13 protein-coding genes are annotated in these 12,898 nt (G+C 64.9%); 12 read left to right on the top strand and 1 reads right to left on the bottom strand.

Annotated elements, in window-relative coordinates:
- The first annotated feature begins 1 nt into the window (after position 1).
- From TO66_RS18045 to TO66_RS18000, 10 genes are all read left to right on the top strand, one after another.
- Entirely contained in the window at positions 2-757 is a 756-nt protein-coding gene (locus tag TO66_RS18045) for a C40 family peptidase (RefSeq protein ID WP_044463549.1), read from the top strand.
- A gap of 30 nt (positions 758-787) precedes the next feature.
- A complete protein-coding gene (locus TO66_RS18040; protein WP_044463548.1) occupies positions 788-1,132 on the top strand; it encodes a hypothetical protein in 345 nt (114 codons plus the stop codon).
- A 211-nt stretch (positions 1,133-1,343) separates the two neighbouring features.
- Positions 1,344-2,546, top strand: coding sequence for a site-specific integrase (locus tag TO66_RS18035; protein ID WP_044463547.1), 1,203 nt, complete (start codon positions 1,344-1,346; stop codon positions 2,544-2,546).
- Positions 2,543-3,610, top strand: a complete 1,068-nt coding sequence (locus TO66_RS18030) for a YhcG family protein (RefSeq protein ID WP_044463546.1) — start codon at positions 2,543-2,545, stop codon at positions 3,608-3,610. The genes TO66_RS18035 and TO66_RS18030 overlap by 4 nt, the downstream gene beginning before the upstream one ends.
- Positions 3,611-3,940: 330 nt before the next feature.
- The gene (radC, locus tag TO66_RS18025; protein ID WP_044463545.1) at positions 3,941-4,450 is read left to right on the top strand and encodes a RadC family protein; all 510 of its coding nucleotides are present in this window, start codon (positions 3,941-3,943) and stop codon (positions 4,448-4,450) included.
- Between the two features lie 273 nt (positions 4,451-4,723).
- Positions 4,724-5,113, top strand: a complete 390-nt coding sequence (locus tag TO66_RS18020) for a hypothetical protein (RefSeq protein WP_044463544.1) — start codon at positions 4,724-4,726, stop codon at positions 5,111-5,113.
- A 760-nt stretch (positions 5,114-5,873) separates the two neighbouring features.
- The gene (locus TO66_RS18015; RefSeq protein WP_044463543.1) at positions 5,874-6,701 is read left to right on the top strand and encodes a DUF932 domain-containing protein; all 828 of its coding nucleotides are present in this window, start codon (positions 5,874-5,876) and stop codon (positions 6,699-6,701) included.
- An 80-nt stretch (positions 6,702-6,781) separates the two neighbouring features.
- Entirely contained in the window at positions 6,782-8,839 is a 2,058-nt protein-coding gene (locus tag TO66_RS18010; protein WP_044463542.1) for a ParB/RepB/Spo0J family partition protein, read from the top strand.
- Between the two features lie 63 nt (positions 8,840-8,902).
- Complete coding sequence (locus TO66_RS18005; RefSeq protein ID WP_044463541.1) at positions 8,903-9,112, top strand: hypothetical protein; 210 nt, start codon at positions 8,903-8,905, stop codon at positions 9,110-9,112.
- 770 nt (positions 9,113-9,882) lie between these two features.
- Positions 9,883-10,197 (top strand): DUF736 domain-containing protein, encoded by a 315-nt coding sequence (locus TO66_RS18000; RefSeq protein ID WP_044463540.1) that lies wholly within the window; start codon positions 9,883-9,885, stop codon positions 10,195-10,197.
- Positions 10,198-10,497: 300 nt separating this feature from the next.
- Here the strand turns inward: TO66_RS18000 and TO66_RS17995 are convergent, their stop codons facing one another.
- Positions 10,498-10,788 carry a helix-turn-helix domain-containing protein gene (locus TO66_RS17995; protein ID WP_044463539.1) on the bottom strand — a complete coding sequence of 97 codons (291 nt, stop codon included), beginning with the start codon at positions 10,786-10,788 and terminating at the stop codon, positions 10,498-10,500.
- Positions 10,789-11,404: 616 nt separating this feature from the next.
- On the opposite strand from TO66_RS17995, the gene TO66_RS33775 reads away from it, so the two are divergent.
- Entirely contained in the window at positions 11,405-11,755 is a 351-nt protein-coding gene (locus TO66_RS33775) for a DUF2958 domain-containing protein (RefSeq protein ID WP_044466079.1), read from the top strand.
- A 353-nt stretch (positions 11,756-12,108) separates the two neighbouring features.
- Complete coding sequence (locus TO66_RS17985) at positions 12,109-12,876, top strand: DUF2285 domain-containing protein (protein ID WP_044463538.1); 768 nt, start codon at positions 12,109-12,111, stop codon at positions 12,874-12,876.
- Positions 12,877-12,898 lie beyond the last annotated feature (22 nt).

The following is a 12,898-nucleotide window of genomic DNA, read 5'->3' as shown; positions in this document are numbered from 1 at the left end:
CATGCTGAAACACATCCTTGCCGCCGTGCAGCAGCACGCCGCGGTGGAGTACCCGCGCGAGTGCTGCGGGCTGATCCTGGCGGTCGGCCGCAAGCAGATCTACTACCCCTGCGCCAACGCGGCCACTGAGCCAACGGAGGAATTTCGCATCGCTGCCGAGCAATACGCCGAAGCGGAAGACCAGGGCGAGGTGATCGGCATCGTTCACTCGCACCCGGACGCGACCAGTCGGCCCTCGCCGCGGGATCTGGCAATGTGCGAGGCCACGGCGCTGCCCTGGCACATTTTATCCTGGCCGGAGGGGGACCTGCGCACCATCACGCCGACCGGCGAGACGGCGCTGCTGGGCCGGCCATTCTTACATGGCGCCTGGGACTGCTGGCAGGTCTGCGCGGACTGGTACAAGCGCGCATGGGGGCTTGAGTTCGAGGCATTCCAGCGCACGGATGGTTGGTGGGAGGACCCGGCCAGCCCGAGCCTTTACGAACAGGCCTACGAGGCGGCCGGGTTCTACCAGGTGGACCAGCCCCAGCGCGGCGACATGATCGTCATGGCCGTGGGCCGCACGGCGCACCCCAACCATGCCGGGATCTACCTCGGCGTCGAGCCGGAGCTGCCTGGGGAGTCTTCCGAGGTGTTCGGCCCCGGGCCGTTTCTGCTGCACCACCTGTACGGGCGACCCAGCGAGATCATCGTTTTCGGCGGACCTTGGCAAGAGCGCGCCCGCCTGGTGCTGCGCCATCGAGGCGCCAAGTGATACATTCGGCCCTTTCAAGGGAGGGATGACATGCGAATTCTGATGGTGGCCTTGGGTTTCGTTGTGCTGGCCGGGTGTGTATCTCCTGCTGACCTGGAGAGCAATGAGCCCACAATTACTGCAAAGACTGGCAAGGACCCGAAGAGGTATGCGCTGTGCGTATTCCCAAAATGGCAGGCCGCGCGTGCTGATTCATCGATGGTGGAAACGGAAAACGGATACCGCTTGTGGGTCGCCAGTAATAGCATGACAGACGAACTACTCGATATTGAGGCGAAGCCAGATGGCAGCTCTGTCGTTCTCCGACAAAGGATGCCCTGGTCGGCCATGATGGGGCGTTCAGCGATTGAAAAATCAGTGAGGTCGTGCCTGTAGCATGATCATCCAAACCGCCGAGAGGCGGTTTTTTTATTTCACGATGACTCCAGCACCGAAATTCGCTGGACTGCGCTCAGACCCGATACAGCAGGTTTATCAATAGGTTACGCGGGTTCAACATATGCCGGTGCTTTCTGAAACCTGACCCGGCTTCCGTCCGCTTGGCCCCCATGTGGCTCTTGGAAACGGGTCTTTTCGAGGAGTCATCATGGCTAAGATCAAGCTCACCAAGACCGCCGTGGATGCGGCGCAACCCCAGGCGCAGGCTGTCGAACTACGGGATACCGTGGTGCCCGGCTTCCTGTGCAAGATTACCCCGGCGGGCCGCAAGGTGTTCATGCTCCAGTACCGGACGAACACCGGAGAGCGCCGCAAGCCCGCCCTGGGCCTGTTCGGCGAGCTGACCGTGGAGCAGGCCCGCGTCATGGCGCAGGACTGGCTGGCCGAGGTTCGTCGGGGCGGCGACCCTGGCGGTGCCAAGGCCGAGGCGCGCAAAGCACCGACGGTCGAAGCGTTGTGCAAGAAGTTCATGGAGGACTACTCCAAGAAGCGCAACAAGCCGAGCACGCAGGAAGGCTATCAGGCCGTCATCGACCGCAACATCGTCCCGCTGTTGGGCCGCAAGAAGGTTCAGGATGTGAAGCGCCCTGACATTGCCGGGCTGATGGAGAAGCTGGCCTACAAGCCGGCCGACGCGAATCACACCTTCGGCGTGCTGCGCAAGATGTTCAACATGGCCGAAGTGTGGGGCTTCCGCCCGGACGGCACCAATCCCTGCCGGCATGTCCCCATGTTCCCGGCGGGCAAGGCCACCCGTCTCATCAATGACGAGGAAATGACGCGAATCTTCCGCCACTTGGAGCATTTGGAGGCCGAGGGACTGGAAAACTACGTCATCCCTCTGGCGATCCGGCTGCAATTCGAGTTCGCCGGTCGCCGCTCCGAAATCTGCGCGCTCGAATGGGACTGGATCGACTTGGGGAACCGGCGCGTGGTATGGCCGGACAGCAAGACCGGCGGCATGTCCAAGCCCTTGAGCGAAGAAGCCCACCGGCTGCTTTCGACTGCGCCTCGCCGGGAAGGCTGCCCCTACGTCCTGCCGTCGCCCAATGACCCGGCCAAGCACCTGACCTATGGCGAGCACTACGGCGGCTGGAGCCGTGCGCTCAAGGCGGCTGACGTGCCGCATGTCGGCACGCACGGCATCCGCCACCGCTCGGCGACCGACATTGCCAATTCGGGTGTTCCGGTCAAGGTCGGCATGGCGCTGACCGCGCACAAGACCGTAGCGATGTTCATGCGCTATGTCCACACCGAGGACAAGCCGGTACGAGAGGCGGCCGAGTTGGTGGCGAACCGGCGCAAGGCGATCACCGGCGCTAAGAAATCCCCTGCGGAGGTGACGGCATGAGCAGGCGCAAGGTGTCCACCCCTTCACCAGCAGCGCCGAAGGCACTGTTGGGTGACATTCGGGCACTGATTGAGGCTGCGCGCCAGCGCACCGCCTCGGCGGTCAATGCTGAACTGACCTTGCTGTTCTGGAGGATCGGCCAGCGTATCCATACAGAGGTGCTGGCCGGGCAGCGGGCCGAGTACGGCGAGGAAATCATGCCATCCCTGGCCGAGCAGCTTGTCCGCGACTACGGGCGCAGCTTCGCGGATAAGAACCTGCGCCGGATGGTGCAGTTCGCGGCCACTTACCCCGAAGAGCCAATTGTCGTGACGCTGTCACGACAATTGAGCTGGTCGCATTTCGTGGCATTGCTGCCGCTGAAAGATCCGCTCCAGCGGGACTATTACGCGCAGATGGCGAGCACCGAGCGCTGGAGCGTGCGGACGCTACGCGAGCGCATCGACTCGATGTTGTACGAGCGCACAGCACTGTCTCAGAAGCCAGAGGAAACCATCACGCAGGAGCTGGCGGCACTGCGCGATGCGCAGCGCATGACGCCGGCGCTGGTCATGCGCGACCCGTACATCCTCGACTTCCTGGGGTTGCGGGATAGCTGGCAGGAAAGCGATTTGGAGGCTGCCATCGTCCGCGAAATGGAAGCTTTCTTGCTGGAGCTGGGCGCGGGCTTTTGCTTCGTCGCCCGTCAGAAACGCATCCAGATCGACGACGAGGATTTCCACCTTGACCTGCTGTTCTACAACCGCAAGCTGCGGCGGCTGGTGGCGGTGGAGTTGAAGATCGGTGAGTTCAAGGCAGCCTACAAGGGACAGATGGAGCTTTACTTGCGCTGGCTGGACAAGCACGAGCGAGAGCCGGAAGAAGCCTCTCCCCTGGGGATTATCCTTTGCACCGGCAAGAAGCGCGAACAGATCGAATTGCTGGAGCTAGACAAGTCAGGCATCCACGTCGCCGAGTACCTGACCAGTTTGCCGCCGCGAGCGGTGCTGGGCGAGAAGTTGCAGCAGGCGACCGAGCGGGCGCGGTTGCAGATCGAGCAGCGGGAGCCTGGCGAGAAGTCCTGACAGCAGCATCCGTGCGTCCCGGCGTGCCGCCGTCGGGTTCGCGGGCTGCGCCCCGCGCTTCGTGCCGAATCGCGGCCATCCGGCTTTGACCCCTGACGCCTTCGGCCCGTGTGGGCCTGCGCGCTCCGCTTGCCAAAGGCGGGTATGTGCATTAGGCGGGTGTAGGCGGTCTTGCTGTTCCCTTCACCGTACCACGTCGTTCTCGCCGTCAAGGGCTGCGCGTGCTTGCACGCTTGCGGCCTGGCGGCCGTCGTTGACCCCTGACTGCTTGCGCTGCGCCGTGCTGAACACGGTTCCGGGCAATTCCGCCCGAGCAACCGGAGCACGATCATGTCGCAACTGTCCTTTTCCTCGTTCGATTCCTCGCTGATGGTGCGTGACGCACAGGGCCGCTATCTGCTGGCGACTGCCGAGCAGATTCTGGAAGCCGCGCGCCAGGCCATCGAGCGCAAGATGCAGCGCGGGACAGCGTTCACTTCACCGGCGGCGGTCAAGGAGTACCTGCGCGCCAAGCTGGCCGGCTTCGAGCATGAGGTGTTCGCGGTGCTGTTCATGGACACGCAACATCGGCTGATCGAATACGCCGAGATGTTCCGCGGCACCATCGACGGCGCATCGGTGTATCCGCGCGAACTGGTCAAGGAGGCGCTGCGGCTCAACGCGGCGGCAGTCATCGTTTCGCACAACCATCCGAGCGGGAACCCGGAGCCGAGCGCGGCCGACCGGGCGCTGACCTCGCAGATCAAGCAGGCGCTGGGGCAGGTGGACGTGCGCGTGCTCGATCACGTCATCGTCGCAGGCACCGACACCACATCGTTTGCCGAACGCGGCTTGATCTGACCAAGGGGCTTCGGCCCCTTTTTGCTGCGCCCGGCGCGGGCCGGGCGAAAACGCTGCCTCGGAAATCCGAGACAGCGTTTCGGAAATTCATGGGCCTGCATGGAGGTATGGGGCGGTCTTGCTGTCCCCTTCATCGTGCCACGGCGTTCTCGCCGTCAAGGGCTGCGCGCCTTCGGCGCTTGCGGCCGTGGCCGGCTGCGCCCCCTGACGGCTTGCGCTGCGCCGTGCTGGCGACGGTTCCGGGCAATTCCGCCCGTGCAACCGGAGATCGTCATGAACGACAAATCGCATGTTTCTCTCGAACAACACGTTTGCCTTGTCTGCGGCACTCGCTTCGACACCGGCACCATCCTGCTGGATCGCCGCCTGCGCGCGAGCATGGAGCATCACACGGCGACCGGCTGGGGCTTGTGCGCCGAACACCAGAAGCTGTCCGACGATGGCTTTGTCGCGCTGGTCGAGTGCGACCCGCAGCGCAGCGACGCATCGGCGGGTGCTGCCCGCATGAAGCCCGAGCAGGCGTACCGCACGGGCCGCCTGGCGCACCTCAAGCGCGAAGCCTTCGCGCAGGTATTCAACGTGCCGATCGCGGCTGACCAGCCGTGCGTCTTCGTCGAACCGGGCGTGATCGAGCAGTTGCAGACGATGACACCGGCGAACTGATCGCGCCTGGTGCCATCCGGTGCGCTGCCCCTTGCGGGCGGCGCACCTTTTTTCTGCTGCGCCCTGGTGCCGAAACTTCGCGCCTGCGGCGCTGCGCGCTGCGCTTGCACTCCAGGGGAAGTGCCTTCGGCACATCCCCGCCGCGCTTTGCTTGGCGCCCCTGCAAGCCCACCGCCCCGGCTGCGCCGGCGCGGCCCTACCGAAGCCGTGGCAGTTCACCGCTCAGTGCAGGAGATCCACGCCGCATCTTCACAACTGCATGGGCGTCCCCGGCCAAGACACATGGCCGGTCGCGCTGTCGTGCTGCGCATCGAGCCTCGCTGCGCGAGTCTCGCCCCTGACGGGCTTCCATCGTTCCCTCGCTCCGCTCGGCTGACGCCTACGGCCCGGCTTCCAGCTTCGGGCCTGCGCGCTTCGCTTGCGTGCGGTCTGCGCACAGGGTCGCCCGTTGCCTGTCTTCGTCTTTCCTCTCCTTCATCGCCATTCCCGCGACCGTAGCGCGTGCCTGCGTGCCGTCAAGGCGTGCGTGGCCGTGTCCTCGCCTGCGGCTGCGGGCCGCACCAACCCCGCACTTCTTCCTTGACGGCCCTTCGGCACGCGCCCGGCTTTCGCGGGCGATGAACTCAGGAAAGACGGGGCAACAAGGCCGACCGGGTTCTTCGCGCCGACCGCACCGGAAGTCAAAGGCTGGGCTTCCGAATCTAGGAATCCGGTGCGGTGTGAACAGCAAACCTCTTTTTCTTTGTCAGGAGAAACGACCATGCAACTCGCATCCCGCTTTGCTTCCCGCTCCCCCTCGCTGCGCAGCGATTACCCGCTGTCCGATGACCAGATTCACCGCGTAGCGCCATCCATCTTCGCGGACGCGCCGCATGAGAGCCGTTCGCAGCGGTACGCCTATATCCCCACCGCCGCCGTGCTGGCCGAGCTTCGCAAAGAAGGGTTCCAGCCCTTCATGGTGACGCAAACCCGCGTGCGCGACGAAGGCAAGCGCGAACACACCAAACACATGCTGCGCCTGCGCCACGCCAGCCAAATCAACGGCGCGGAGGCTAACGAAATCGTGCTGCTGAACTCCCATGACGGGACGAGCAGCTATCAGATGCTGGCCGGAATGTTCCGGTTCGTTTGCAGCAATGGCCTTGTCTGCGGCGACACCGTGGCCGATGTGCGCGTGCCCCACAAAGGCGACGTGGCCGGGCTGGTCATTGAAGGCGCTTACGAGGTGTTGAGCGGCTTCGACCGAGTGAAGGAATCCCGCGATGCCATGCGCGGCATCACCTTGAATGATGGCGAATCCGAAGTTTTCGCCCGCGCCGCGCTGGCCCTCAAGTACGACGACCCGGACAAGCCCGCGCCCATCACCGAATCGCAAATCCTGATGCCGCGCCGGTTCGACGACCGCCGCCCGGACTTGTGGAGCGTGTTCAACCGCACGCAAGAAAACCTGACCCAAGGCGGATTGCATGGCCGCAGCGCCAACGGTCGCCGCCAGCAAACCCGCCCGGTGCAGGGCATCGACCAAAACATCCGACTGAATCGCGCCCTCTGGCTGCTGGCCGATGGCATGCGCCAGTTGAAAGCCTGATTCCCCACGCGGCAGGGGCAGGCAGCAGCCCTTGCCGCTTTCTTCGCTGCTGCATCCCTGAACCGATAGGAGTTATCACCATGAACGCCATTACCCAAACCGAAGCCCGCGCCGTCAATACCGCCGCCGCTATCCCGCTGGAAGCCGCCGACCCGACCAAGAACCTGATTCTGGTTCCGCTGTCGCGGCTGGTGTCGCGTCCCGCAGGCCGCAACGTGCGCAAGACCCCGCGCATGTCCATTCCCGAACTCGCCGCCAGCATCCAGCGTGTCGGCCTGCTGCAAAACCTCATCGTCATCCTGTCCGCCGATGGTGAACATTACGAAGTGGTGGCCGGTGGCCGTCGCCTCGCAGCGTTGAAACTGCTGGCGAAGAAGCACCGCATCAGCAAGGAATGGGAAGTGCCTTGCCTGCTGGTGGCCGATGGCACCGCTCGCACGGCCAGCCTCACCGAGAACGTGCAGCGCGAAGCCATGCACCCCGCCGACCAGTTCGAGGCATTCGCCGCGCTGGTGGCCGAAGGCCGACCCATCGAGGACATAGCGGCGGATTTCAGCGTGTCCCCGCTGGTGGTGCAGCGCCGCTTGAAGCTGGCGAACGTCTCGCCCCGACTGCTGGCCGACTACCGCGCCGAAGCCGTGAGCCTTGACCAGTTGATGGCCCTTGCCATCACCGACGACCACGCCGCGCAGGAAACCGCGTTCTACGATGCGCCGACGTGGCAGCGCAACCCTTCCCAATTGCGCGACCGCCTCACCGAGCGCGAGATTGACGCACACCGGCATCCGCTGGTGCGCTTCGTCGGGATGGACAGCTACCAGCAGGCAGGCGGCGGCATCCGCCGCGACCTGTTCGCGGAAGGCGACAAGGGCGTATATCTGACCGATGCCGCGCTGCTGGAACGGCTGGCGCAAGACAAGCTGGCAGGCATCGCCGCCGAGGTGCAAGCCGAAGGCTGGGCGTGGGTGGATGCCACGCCGGGCATGACCCATGCCGACCTGCAAGCCTTCCAGCGTGCGCCGAGGGATCGCCGCAGCCCGAACAAGCGCGACGCACAGCGTATCGAGAAACTGCAAGCCAAGATGCAGGAAGTGGCCGAAGCCGTGGATGCCGCGCTGGACGACGAGGACGAAGAAAAGGCCGATGCCTTGCAGGAAGAAGGCGAACGCCTGGGCGAGCAGTTGCAGGCGCTGGAAGATGGCTTGCTGGACTATGCGGCCAACGTGAAGGCCGCAGCCGGTGCCATCGTCACCATCGACCGCGACGGGCAGGCCGTGATTCATCGCGGGCTGCTGCGCGAAGCGGAAGCCAAGGCGCTGCGCACACTGGAACGCTTGCGGCAGGGTTTCGGCAGCGAAGGCGAAGCCGGGAACGACGACGAAGGCGAGGACGCCGTGCAGCCCAAGACCGCCGCCATGTCCGACAGGCTGGCGCAGCAGTTAAGCGCCCACCGCACCGCCGCGCTGCAAATCGAAGTTGCCAGGCATCCGCAGGCCGCGCTGGCCGCCGTGGTGCATGGCATGGTGCAGACCGTCTTGCAGGAAAGCCACTACGGCCACGACTTGCCGCTGGGCGTGGGCCTGAAACTGCAAGATCGGCTGGAAAGCATGGCCCCGGACTGGCCGGAATCGCCCGCCGCCGTGGCACTACGCGAACTGCAACAGGTGGCGGGCGAAGCCTTGCCGGAGGACAGCGCCGAACTGTTCGCCGCGTTGCTGGCGAAGCCGCAGGATGAACTGGTTCGCCTGTTGGCCGTGTGCGTGGCGTCCACGGTGGACGTGGTGACGCCCCGCGCTACGGCGCAGCAACCGGGCGCGGAACTGGCGCAGGCCGTGGGGCTGGACATGGCCGCATGGTGGAAGCCGACCGCCGAGGGTTATTTCCGCCACATCGCCAAGCCCGCGATTCTGGAAGCCGTGGGCGCGTTCGCACCATCGAACGTCACCCGACTGGCGAAGTTGAAGAAGGGCGACATTGCCAGCGAAGCCGAACGGCTGGCCGATGGCACCGGCTGGATGCCCGCCATCTTCGCCGCCGAAGCCACGCAGGAGGTAGCGACGGACGAGGAAGCCGAAGCGCCGGAGGCAGTCGCCGCCGTGGCGGATGAGCAGCCGCAGGCCGAGGTACTGGCCGCGTGACCTTGCCCCACAGATAGCGCCCCGGTTCCGAACCGGGGCGCTTCATGCCGAGGATTCCCCCCCATGAGCCACGACACCACGAACCGCCCCCGCATGGCCGCGACCTATGCCCCTGACACGGTACGCGCCCGACGCTGGCATGGCGATGGCGACGTGCGCGGCTACCGCCCGCCTCGCGGCTGGACAGCTCGCGCCGACCTGACCGACCTGCACCCCATCACGGGCCGCGCCTTGCCGCGTGCCGTGTGGTGGATTATCGAAACCAAAGAATAGGGAGCAGCCCCGCGCCCAAGTCGTTCCGTCTTGGGCGCGGGGAATGCCAAAAATCCGGGCGCGGCGATGGCCGCGCCCGGTTTCAATGCTCAAATCCCAAACGCCCCTTCGCCGCCTTCGGTCAGACGGCGAAGGGGCCGCGCACAAGCCGCCTTGTGCGCAGAAACCATTGAAGCCGCACAAGTGCGGCGGCGCACGCGCCGCCGACATTCCGACAGCGCCCCGCCACAATGAGCGGGGCTTGTGGGGCTACGCCCCAGCTTGCTGCGGCAGGTTGCACGAAAGCGTGCCGTCCTTGACGCTGGCGGTTCAGAGCAACCACGTCACGAAGGACGGGCCACGGATACGCCGCCCGGCTTTGCTATGGAGCTTCCACACCGCGCCCTGCCGCCCAAGGCTGCGGCAGGGGCGTTCTTGCCTTGTCGCTGGTGCTTGACCTGGCCCGCGTCAGGGCACAGGCCGGCGCAGCCGTCATGCGGGGATGTCGAGGTCGGCCATATCTCCTTTCGGGAGCGGGCGGCCCCTGCGTCCTTGGCTTGTCGTGAATCCTGGCGAGGGCACGGCTGCGCCTTGGGCTTCATGGCCGCAACCTTGCAGCGGAAACAATTTCCCCTGCGCTGCGCGCATTCCTCGCGGGACAAATTCTTTTCGCTTCCAGGCTCTCCGCTGCGCTTCGACCGCAAGCGGTGCGGCCAGCCCATCCCCCGCCGGCCGGTTCACAACAAGGACGCGATAGGCGCGACCTTGTTCAACCCGAAAGGAGAATCATCATGGCTAACATCGGCACCTTCACCGCAGAGAAAGACGGCTTCACCGGCCAGCTCCGCACCCTGACCCTCAACGTCAAGGTCAAGTTGGTTTCCAACGACAAGGGCGACAACGAGAAAGCCCCCGACTTCCGCGTTCAGGCGGCAGGCCATGACATTGGCGCGGCGTGGAAGAAGACCAGCGAGGCCGGGCGGGCCTACGTCTCCGTGACCCTCGACGATCCTTCGTTCCCGGCGACGGTCTATGCCCGCCTGATCGAAGGCGAGGACGGCACGCACGACCTAATCTGGTCGCGCAGCAAGCCCCAGGCGGCCTGACGGCCGCCCACCGCTCCCCGCCCATTGCGGCGGGGTGCGATGCTGTTCATCGCGGCCCCGAACGCACGGCAGCGGGAGGCCATCGGCCTCAGCTCTTGCCTGATCGTTTTCAGACCCGGTATGGCAGTCGCCATGCTTGGCGGATTTTGCGTCCGTAGAGGCAAATCCAAGATGGCGTGTCGGCGCTGCAAGCGCCGCCGGGCTTTCGGGCTTCGCCCCGTGCCGCCTTCGTCGTCACGGCCATGCGGCTTCAATCCCTCACGCCTTCGCGCCTGGCGGCGCTCCGCGCTTCCCTTGCGGCTATGTCTCGGACGCCGCGATCTGGCTTTCCGTCTCGGCCATCAGCACCGCCGTACTGCAATCGAGTGCGCGGGCGATCTTGAAGATGGCCGCCAGCGTGGGCATGTGTTCGCCACGCTCGACCTTGCCCATGTGCGAACGCTCGATACCAGCCAGGTGCGCCAGCGATTCTTGCGCAATCCCTCGCTCCATCCGTAGCACACGCACCGCCGCGCCGAAGGCTTGAGCCAGCTCGGCATCGAAGGTGGCGGAGCCGGCCGGGCGGCCGGGCTGGACAGTTCGCTTCTGCATAGACAGAAGCGTCGAATCTAAGGACAATTAAAACCACGTTATATTTAACTCATTGGCGAAAAAACGCTGTTCCGTGCTTTTACTGTCGTTTTCCGTTAAAGGCTGGACTGTTCCCGTTAAAGCTGGACTCGCCCGCTAATTCCCGGACTCCGGGCGAGGATGCGAGCGATGTGCGGGATCAGAACCGTGCCATGAAGGGGTGTTCATGATTGACGTTCGAAGACGTGGTGGTTGGTCTAAGGCGGTCAGGCCGCCGGCTGGTTGGCTGTTCAGCCAGTCCAGCTTCAGCGGAAATTTCGGCCTGATTCCAGAATTAACGGAAATCATGAAGGTCCGTAAGTGACTGAAAAAACTGGAGTCGTGGCTTTCCTCAGTCCAGCCTTTAACGGAAAACGACATTTACGGAAATCCGTATCTACGGATACAAACAGAACCGGGGAATCGCATCCGTGTCTTTCCGGCTTCCTACAATTCCGCTTCTGCGCTTGCGTTCTTCCAAGGATGCAATGGCTTGCGCATCCGTGCTTGCGCACGAAAGCACGGAGACGGTTTGGCGGTTCCGTGCTTCGACGCAGAAGCGCATCCGCGCATCCTTGGTTTCGTGGAGGTTCCGGCCATGACCTTGCCACTTGTCACCGCTGACGAACGCGCCCGGCTGCTCGCCCACGGAGCGGCGCTCGCCGCTGGCCAGCACCTCGACCCGCTGCCCGTGGTGCGGCTGTTCACCCCCGACGCGCATGTGACCTGGCTACTAGCCACGCTCGATCCGACCGATGGCGATACGGCCTGGGGACTGATCGACCTCGGGATTGGTATGCCGGCGCTGGGAACGGTGAAGCTGTCCGATCTGGCGTCCATCGTCGGGCTGCACAAGCAGTCCGTGATGCGTGATCGCTATTTCCAGGCGGTGCGCCCGCTGTCGGAATACGTCCGACTGGCGCAGGAGAACGGCTCGATCATGGACTGATCGGCGGCCGTGAAAGGCGCGTGAAGCGAAAGAGAGCGCATTGTGGCTATTTCGGCCTTACTCCAGACCCATTCGTCCTGAATCCGCACTCTTGCCCCAAAGCGGTGCACTTCTGGCGCAAACGGCAATGATGCTTGGTGCGCGATACGGCAGGGTGTTCGATGCTGCACGCCGATCCCTCGGCGTTTCAGCCGTCGCATTCAGACGATTTCAGCAATGCCCCGGAGCGAATCGGTCTTGATACCAGCAGTTACAGCTTACCTCGATTTCGATGGCGACTTGATGGCGATTCGATAGCTCCCGCACCGCGGAATCCGTGGCGACGTTCCTGCTGATCGTCAGGAGGTTGCGTCATGGCCGAACCGAGCGCCGCACACTGGTATCCAACCGCCGCGTATCTCTACGCGCTGCACCTCGACGGCCCTGCGCTGGCGTGGGAGTATCTGCGCAGGAATCCCGACTACCGCCGCGACTGGCTGCGCCGTCGCCGCCGACCGGACGTGGCGCAGGCGTGGGGCTTGCGCCTGCTGGAAGACCCGGCCCTGGATGCGCGCGACGCGCATCCGGCCTGGTTTCCCGATCACGATGGCGTGGTGCAGCTCTACCCGGATGCCGACCCGCCGCCGGATGCCGATGCCTTCGAGTTCTGGAACGTCCCAGGACGCAAACACCTGATCCACGATGGCACGCGCCTGGTGCTGGTATCGCGCTGGCCCGGCTGCTGCGTGCGGCTCGCACTTGCGCCGGGCCTGGAAGACGGCATGGCCTACCTCTATGCCATCCGCGCTTGCGCCACGCCCTGCGCGCGCTACCGCGCGCTGGCGGCCGGGCTGGATGCGCTGTCCACCGCAACCGGAGCCGCGCCTACGGCGGCGACCCGCTCGCGGCCCACGCCTGCCGCGCTGCTGGAACTGCACACCTTGCAGGCGCTCGACGCGACCCTCGCGGGCGCGTCCTTGCGTGTGGTGGCCGAAGGGCTGTTCGGCGCGGATGCCGTCGCGGCCGACTGGCACAAGGACAGCGCGTTGCGTGCCCGTGTACGTCGGCTGGTGCGCCGGGGCGATGCGCTGATGCGCGGCGGCTACCGCCGCCTGGCACAGCTTCCGCCACCCTTGCACTAGGGGGGACGTTTCGCGTCCCTTG

The sequence above is a fragment of the Pseudomonas sp. MRSN 12121 genome (genome assembly GCF_000931465.1).
GTDB lineage: Bacteria > Pseudomonadota > Gammaproteobacteria > Pseudomonadales > Pseudomonadaceae > Aquipseudomonas.
The sequence above is the reverse complement of the archived record's forward strand: the minus strand, read 5'-3'. Positions and strand labels throughout refer to the sequence as shown.

Excerpts from the sequence above, each read along its gene's own strand:
- TO66_RS18045 (WP_044463549.1), top strand. The coding sequence starts at position 2 with ATGCTGAAACACATCCTTGCCGCCGTGCAGCAGCACGCCGCGGTGGAG.
- TO66_RS18040 (WP_044463548.1), top strand. The coding sequence starts at position 788 with ATGCGAATTCTGATGGTGGCCTTGGGTTTCGTTGTGCTGGCCGGGTGT.
- TO66_RS18035 (WP_044463547.1), top strand. The coding sequence starts at position 1,344 with ATGGCTAAGATCAAGCTCACCAAGACCGCCGTGGATGCGGCGCAACCC.
- TO66_RS18030 (WP_044463546.1), top strand. The coding sequence starts at position 2,543 with ATGAGCAGGCGCAAGGTGTCCACCCCTTCACCAGCAGCGCCGAAGGCA.
- radC (WP_044463545.1), top strand. The coding sequence starts at position 3,941 with ATGTCGCAACTGTCCTTTTCCTCGTTCGATTCCTCGCTGATGGTGCGT.
- TO66_RS18020 (WP_044463544.1), top strand. The coding sequence starts at position 4,724 with ATGAACGACAAATCGCATGTTTCTCTCGAACAACACGTTTGCCTTGTC.
- TO66_RS18015 (WP_044463543.1), top strand. The coding sequence starts at position 5,874 with ATGCAACTCGCATCCCGCTTTGCTTCCCGCTCCCCCTCGCTGCGCAGC.
- TO66_RS18010 (WP_044463542.1), top strand. The coding sequence starts at position 6,782 with ATGAACGCCATTACCCAAACCGAAGCCCGCGCCGTCAATACCGCCGCC.
- TO66_RS18005 (WP_044463541.1), top strand. The coding sequence starts at position 8,903 with ATGAGCCACGACACCACGAACCGCCCCCGCATGGCCGCGACCTATGCC.
- TO66_RS18000 (WP_044463540.1), top strand. The coding sequence starts at position 9,883 with ATGGCTAACATCGGCACCTTCACCGCAGAGAAAGACGGCTTCACCGGC.
- TO66_RS17995 (WP_044463539.1), bottom strand. The coding sequence starts at position 10,788 with ATGCAGAAGCGAACTGTCCAGCCCGGCCGCCCGGCCGGCTCCGCCACC.
- TO66_RS33775 (WP_044466079.1), top strand. The coding sequence starts at position 11,405 with ATGACCTTGCCACTTGTCACCGCTGACGAACGCGCCCGGCTGCTCGCC.
- TO66_RS17985 (WP_044463538.1), top strand. The coding sequence starts at position 12,109 with ATGGCCGAACCGAGCGCCGCACACTGGTATCCAACCGCCGCGTATCTC.